The sequence below is a fragment of the Mycobacterium sp. genome (genome assembly GCF_032162105.1).
Lineage (GTDB): Bacteria > Actinomycetota > Actinomycetes > Mycobacteriales > Mycobacteriaceae > Mycobacterium.
The window spans coordinates 1-7,136 of the sequence record NZ_JAVRPS010000254.1; the positions used below are offsets into that span (position 1 = coordinate 1).

The following is a 7,136-nucleotide window of genomic DNA, read 5'->3' on the forward strand; positions in this document are numbered from 1 at the left end:
GCCACCACCGCGACGTGCTTGCTCGGCGGCAGTGGCAGGGGGCCGCTGAACTACTCGGCATAGGCCTCGTTGTTCTTCAGGTACTCGTCGGTAACGGACATGTGGGCCCTCCTGACGTTCGCGGACATACGTCGACGCACGACGCTAGTAGGACGGTACCCGGGTTCCGATGGTGAGAATCGGGTTGATTGCAACCGGCGTCACGCCTGCGACTGCAGGTCGTAGACGGCGGTACCGCCGACGTCGGTCTTGGTGAAGTGCTGCTCGACCCACGTGGTGATGTCGTTCGCAGTACCGGTCCGGTGCCCCATCGGGCCGCCTCCCTTGTCGTTCCCTGCGATGAAGTACCGCACCTGCCCGTCGGCCACGTACTGCTGGAACTGCGCCAGGGTGGGCGACGGGTCCCCGCCGCTGAATCCACCGATCGCCATCAATGACGTTCCGGTCTTGAGTTCCAGCTCATCGATCGTGTGCGAACCGATCGCGGCTGCGGCCCAACGGTTGTCGGTGTCCTGCACCAGGGCTTCCAGCGCGGCGTTGTCGCCGCCGCGTCCACCGGGACCGCCGCCGCCGAAGCCGTCCGCCTTGGCGGGCCCAGACGTGCTCACTGGCCCCTCGTGTGTGGACGACATGGTGTCGATCGAGTACGCCGCCGTCGCGCCGAGGCCGAACAAGGCAGCGGCCACGGCGACCACCGCGGTGGCGCGGCCCAGCCGGTGCAGGCCGACGGCGACCACGGCCGCGACGATCACCGACCCGACGAGCACCACCCAGCGCAGTGCGGGCCACCAGTCCGGCGTCCGGTTCAGCAGGACGAATGCCCACACGCCGGTCACCGCCAGCATGACCGCCAGGGTCAGACGGGGCAGCCAGGAGTCCTTGCGACGCAACAGTTCTACTACCGAGATGCCGACCAGCGCGGCAATGGCCGGAGCTAGGGCGACGGTGTAGTACGGATGCACCGTGCCGTCCATGAAGCTGAAGACGGCGCCGGTCACCAGCAGCCAACCACCCCACAGGAGCAGACTGGCCCGCACCTGACCGGTGCGCGCGGTGCGCCACGTGAGCCAGAGGCCGGCCATCAGGCCGATGATCGCGGCGGGCAGCAGCCAGGACGATTCGGTTCCGAAGGACAGGCCGAACATCCGGCCGATGCCGGGCTCGCCGCCGAAGAACACGTTGCCACCGGGGTGACCGCCGCCAGGGCCACCGCCGTCGGGGCCTCCACCGCCTGCGGCACCGCCGTTGCCGACGATGCGTTGGATTCCGTTGTAGCCCAATGCCAACTGCAACAGGCTGTTGTCGGTGGAGCCGGCGATGTAGGGCCGCGAGTCCGCGGGCCACAAGCTGACCAACGCGATGTACCAACCGGCGGACAGGACCATGGTGGCACCGCCAACCAGCAGGGCGCCCACCCGCTTCCACAAACCGATGGGGGCGGCTACCAGGAACGCAAGAGCGAGACCCGGCACGATGAGGAACGCCTGCAGCATCTTGGTCAGGAAGGCGAAGCCCACGACGCATCCGGTCAGGGCCATCCAGCGCGTGCTGCCGTTCTCGATGGCCCGCACCGTGCAGTACGCCGCCACGACGAGCAGCAGGACCAGCAGCGCGTCGGGGTTGTTGTACCGGAACATCAGCGTCGCCACGGGCGTCAAGGCGAGCACCGCGCCGGCGATCAGGCCGGCACCGGGGCCGCTGCTGCGCTTGACGGTGAAGTACAGCACCGCAACGGCGGCGACCCCCATCAACGCCTGCGGCAGCAGCATGGTGAACGCGTTGAATCCGAACAGCCTGCCGGACAACCCCATCAGCCACATCGCCGCGGGCGGCTTGTCCACCGTGATGGCGTTGCCTGCGTCCAGCGACCCGAACAGCCACGCCTTCCAGTCCTGGGTGCCTGCCTGCGCGGCGGCGGCGTAGTAGCTGTTCGCCCAGCCCGACGAGCCAAGGCCCCACAGGTACAGCACGGCCGTGGCGGCCAGCACGGCGAGCAGACCGGGTCGGGCCCAACGCGGGTCCGTCGAAGGCGCTGGATCGGCGGCGGCGTCCGGTCGGACGTCTGCGGTGATGATCGTCATCGGCTTCCTCGGGTCTCTGTGGGGTTCTCTAGCGTTGGCGAAGCGGGCTAGTTGGCGCGTCGTGGGTGAAACACCCAGCCGCGCAGCAACACGAACCGCACGGCGGTGGCGACCAGGTTGGCCGCCACCAGCACGGTGATCTCCAGCAATCGGTGCGGATGGTCGACGACGCCGTTCAGGACGGCCAGCGCACCGCTGGTGATGGCCAGCGCGACGGCGAAGACGATGAGCCCCTCGACGTGATGACGCATTGCCTTCCCGCCTCCGGCCACGCCGAAGGTGAACCGCCGGTTGACCGCAGTGTTGCCAATCGCGGTGAGCAACAACGCCACCAGGTTCGCGGCCTGCGCACCAATCCAGCCGTGCAGCAGCACGAACAGCACGAGATAGGCCGCCGTCGAGGCGACACCGACCGCGCCGAACCTGACCACCTGGCGGAACAACGAACCCGGCGCGGCCGACCGGCGCGACGAACCCAGTTGAGCGGCAATCGCGTTCACCGGGATGGAACCACTGGCGAAGCCACGCAGCAAGCGACCCACCCCCTTCAGATCCGCGGCCGCGGTGGCCACGATGTCCACCCGGCTGTCCGGGTCGTCGACCCAGTCGACCGGCACCTCGTGAATCCGAAGCCCGCTGCGTTCGGCAAGCACCAGCAGTTCGGTGTCGAAGAACCATCCGGTGTCGGCGACGTGCGGCAGCAGCCGGTGCGCGACGTCGGCGCGGATCGCCTTGAAGCCGCACTGGGCATCGGAGAACCGTGCGGCCAGCGTCGAGCGCAGGATGAAGTTGTAGCAGCGCGAGATGATCTCCCGCTTCGCGCCGCGCACCACCCGTGAGCCCCGGCTCAGCCGGGTCCCGATCGCGAGATCGGAATGGCCGGAGATCAGGGGTGCCACCAGCGGCGCGAGCGCCGCGAGATCGGTCGACAGGTCGACGTCCATGTAGGCGAGCACGGCGGCGTCGGAGTCCGACCACACCTGGTGCAGCGCGCGGCCGCGGCCCTTCTGCTCCAGGCGCACTACCCGGACGTCGGCGAGTTCCGCGGCGAGTTCCGCGGCGATGCGCGGGGTGTCGTCGACGCTCGCGTTGTCGGCGATCGTGATGCGCACCGGGTACGGGAAGGTGTCCCGCAGATGGCGGTGCAGCCGGTGCACCGAGTCGGCCAGCGCCGCCTCCTCGTTGTACACCGGGACCACCACGTCGAGCACTGGCACGCCAAGCGCTGCGGCGGCGAGCGCAGCGTTCGGGCGTGAGTCGAAGCGGCGCATCCGATCGATATCGCGCGGAAGGGCTTCGGAGAGGGCCATGTCTGTCATGACATCCATCGTCGGCCGGTCCGGTGTGGCAACCGTTGGCACGAGCTATGCGCAGGCTATGAGTTCTTCGGCGCCGCGGTGAGGTCGTAGACGACGGTGCCGTCGACGGTCATCGGGGTGTAGTGGGTCTCGACCCACTCGGCGATGTCGGCGGCCGCGCGGCTGCCGCCGTTGTCGTGCCCGCCGAAGCCGCCGAACATCACCCGGCCGCGGACGAAGTAGTGGATCTGCCCGGCGGCGACGTCGGACTGAAACTGTTCGAGCGTCGGTGACGGGTCGGTGCCGTTGAACCCGCCGACCGCCATTACCGGTGCCCCACTGGCCAATTGGTAACCGGCGGCATTGTTGGACCCGACGACCGCCGAGGACCACGCGTAGTCGTCGGAGTGGGCGGCCAGCAGTGCCGACAAGCCGGCTCCTGGCTCCGGGCTGTCGAGCAACCCACCGCCCATGGCGCCGAGACCGCCCGGTCCGCGCGCCGGTCCGACCGATGGCATGGCGCCACTGTGGGCCGTCGCCACCGTCGCCAGCGTGTAGGCCGTCGGCGCGGCAAGGCACGCCGCGATGGCGAGCCCGGCGGCGGTCAGGGCCAGTCGTCGCGGCAGTCGCGCGACGACCAGGAGCAGTACCGCGACGCAGATCCCCACGACCGCCACGCTCAGGCGCAGCCAGTCCAGCCAGTTGCCGTGCCGGGTCAACAGGACGGCAGCCAGGACCACGGTGACGACCACGGTGGCCGACATCGCCGTCGCCACCCGGACGTCGGAACGATTGCGCCACAACAGTGTTGCACCGATCCCGAGCACCGCGGCGATGGCGGGCGCGAGCGCGACGGTGTAATACGGGTGCACGATGCCGTTGGCGAAGCTGAACACCACGGCGGTGACGACCAGCCAGCCGCCCCACAGGATCAACGCGCCACGCTGCGGGTCGGTTCGCGGCGCCCGGCGGGTCAACAGCAGTCCGGCGACCAGGCACACCAGCGCCGCGGGCAGCAGCCAGGCGATGTAGGCGCCCATGCCGCTGCCAAGCAGACGGCCCCAGCCGACGTCGAAGTTCATGTTGCCGAGACCGCCGGGCTCGTTGCCGGTGAGCCGGCCGAAACCGTTGTAGCCCAAGGCGAGTTCGATGATGCTGTTCTGCTGTGAGCCGCCGACGTATGGCCGCGCCGACGCCGGCCACAGCTCGACGAGTAGCAGATACCAACCGCCCGAGACGATCAGCGCGGCCAGTCCGCCTGCGAGCCGCAGCACCCGGGTGCGCAGGGGCGCGGCGGCCGCGACCAGATAGGCCACTCCGAAGCCGGGCAACACCAGGAACGCCTGCAGCATCTTGGCCAGGAAGCCGACGCCCACCGCGGCCCCGGCACCGACCAGCCACCACCTGCTGGCGTCGCGTTCGCAGGCGCGCTGCACGCAGTACGCGCCGGCGACGAGCATCAGCACCAGCAGCGCATCGGGGTTGTTGAACCGGAACATCAACGCGGCCACCGGCGTCAGCGCGAACACCGCGCCGGCCAGCAGCGCCGCACCGGGACCCGAGGCGCGGCGCACCGCGGCGTAGAGCAGCGCGACCGCGGCCACGCCCTCCAGCGCCTGCGGCACCAGCACGCTCCACGAGTTGAGCCCGAACACGCGCACCGAGAGGTCCATCACCCAGAGCGCAGCGGGGATCTTGTCGACGGTGATCGCATTGCTCGCGTCACTGGACCCGAACAGCATTGCCGTCCAGTCCTGCCCGCCCGCCTGCGCCGCGGCGGCGTAGAAGGCGTTGGCCCACCCGCTGGCCGACAGGTTCCACAGGTAGAGCCCGGCGGTGACGACCATCAGCACGCCGAACGCGACACGCTCACGGACATCGAAGCGGGGACGCACCGTGGCCGCCGGGTCGGGGCTGGTGGCAGGCGTCAATGCGCGCGGCAGTACGGCGGTCACCGGTCGATTCTCACGCGGCCGGCTAGGCGTCCGATTTGCCCGCGCTGTGGGTCGTCTGTGAATCACCGGGGAGCCGGACCGTGACCTCGGTCCTGCCCGGCTCACTTCGGACCTCGATCGTGCCGTCGTGGGCCTTGACCACGGCCGCGACGATCGCCAGCCCGAGACCGGTGCTGCCATCGCGCCGCGACCTCGAGGAGTCCCCGCGTGCGAACCGTTCGAAGATCTCCGGCTGCAGCGCCGGTGGAATGCCGGGGCCGTCGTCGGCCACCGCGAGCACCACCGCCCCGGTGTCGTCGCGCGCCAGCGACGTCGTCACCGACGTCCCGGCGGGGGTGTGTGTCCTGGCGTTGGCCAGCAGGTTCGCCAGGACCTGATGCAGCCTCGCCTCGTCGCCGACCGCCAGCACGGGCTCTTCGGGCAGATCGAGCGACCACACGTGTTCGGGACCGGCGATGTGTGCGTCGCTGACGGTGTCGACGACCAGCCGCGACAGATCGACCGGTTCACGGATCAGCGGCCGGCCCTCGTCCAGCCGCGCGAGCAGCAGCATGTCCTCGACCAACTGGGTCATCCGTCCGGTCTCGGACTCGACGCGGCTCATCGCGTGGGCGACGTCGTCGGGCAATTCGGCACGCTTGCGCTGCGCGAGCTCGGTGTAGCCGCGGATCGCGGCCAGGGGGGTGCGCAGCTCGTGGCTGGCATCGGCGACGAACTGGCGCACCCTGGTTTCGCTGGCGTGGCGGGCCGACATCGCACCCGCGATGCGGTCGAGCATCCGGTTCAACGCGGAGCCGAGCTGGCCGATCTCGGTGTGGCCGCCCGCGGGGTCGACGCGCACGATCATCTTCGGCAACCGCACCTCGCCGGTGTCGAGCTCGAGGTCGGCCACCTCGCGCGCCGCGGCGGAAACCCTTGACAGCGGCGCGAGTTGGCGACGGATGATCCAGATGCCCGCGATGGTTGCGCCGAGCAGCGCGACGACGGCGACCACGCAGAACATGCCGAGCACCCACAGCAGCGTGTCGTCGACGCCTGCGGTCGGCAGACCGGTCACGATCGTCTGCCCTCCGTGGCGGGAGTGCAGGCCGATGAGTTTGTAGCGGCCGAGGCCGTCGAGGTCGACGGTCCTCGGTTTGCGGTCCGGCGCGATCTTGGCGAGCTGAGCGGCCGCTGCGGAGCTCACCCCGGACCGGCCGCCGTCGGCGGTGATCACCCCGGCGTCGACCGAACCGTCTTCTGCGATGACCGCGCCAACGGTTCGGGCAGCCTGACCCGGTGCGTTGAGGAACCCTGGGCCGGGGCCGGCCTCGGCGTCGAGCCGCTCCCGGTAGGAATATCCCGGTGGCATCCCGGGAAAACCAGGCGGCATCCCTGGGAACTGCGGCGGCCCTGGGCCTTCGGGAGGGCCGGGATACAGGTGCGGACCGGGGCCGTCGGCGGGGTCGGGACGGTGGTGCGGACCGAGGCCGTCTGGCGGCCCTGGAAAGCGCAACGCAACTTCGAACGGCGCCGGCGGCCCGTCGAAGATGGCGGCCGAGCGCCTGCCTGCCTCGAGCAGCTGATCGTCGAGCTGGTGCGTCAGGAAACGCTGCAGCGCGAACTCGGTCCCAACGCCGACGGCGGCGCATACGACGGCCAGCAGCACCACCTGCGTGACCAGCAACCGCAGGCGCAGCGACCAGCTGCGCGGCGACCAGAACTTGGTGCGCGACTGCGTGCTCAAGCGTTCGCCTGCAAGCTCAGCGGGCCGGTTTGAGGACATAGCCGGCGCCCCGCAAGGTGTGGATCATCGGCTCGCG

4 protein-coding genes and 1 pseudogene are annotated in these 7,136 nt (G+C 70.0%); all 5 read right to left on the reverse strand.

Features of this window, described 5'->3' with window-relative positions; genetic code table 11:
- Positions 1–101: pseudogene (locus QOC69_RS12795) on the reverse strand (carbonic anhydrase); the annotation flags it as partial.
- 99 nt (positions 102–200) lie between these two features.
- Positions 201–2,081, reverse strand: a complete 1,881-nt coding sequence (locus tag QOC69_RS12800) for a glycosyltransferase family 39 protein (protein WP_526439978.1) — start codon at positions 2,079–2,081, stop codon at positions 201–203.
- A gap of 47 nt (positions 2,082–2,128) precedes the next feature.
- The gene (locus QOC69_RS12805; RefSeq protein WP_526439982.1) at positions 2,129–3,391 is read right to left on the reverse strand and encodes a glycosyltransferase; all 1,263 of its coding nucleotides are present in this window, start codon (positions 3,389–3,391) and stop codon (positions 2,129–2,131) included.
- 65 nt (positions 3,392–3,456) lie between these two features.
- Positions 3,457–5,310, reverse strand: a complete 1,854-nt coding sequence (locus QOC69_RS12810; RefSeq protein ID WP_526439984.1) for an ArnT family glycosyltransferase — start codon at positions 5,308–5,310, stop codon at positions 3,457–3,459.
- A gap of 46 nt (positions 5,311–5,356) precedes the next feature.
- Positions 5,357–7,099 carry a sensor histidine kinase gene (locus QOC69_RS12815; RefSeq protein WP_526439980.1) on the reverse strand — a complete coding sequence of 581 codons (1,743 nt, stop codon included), beginning with the start codon at positions 7,097–7,099 and terminating at the stop codon, positions 5,357–5,359.
- Between the last annotated feature and the right edge of the window lie 37 nt (positions 7,100–7,136).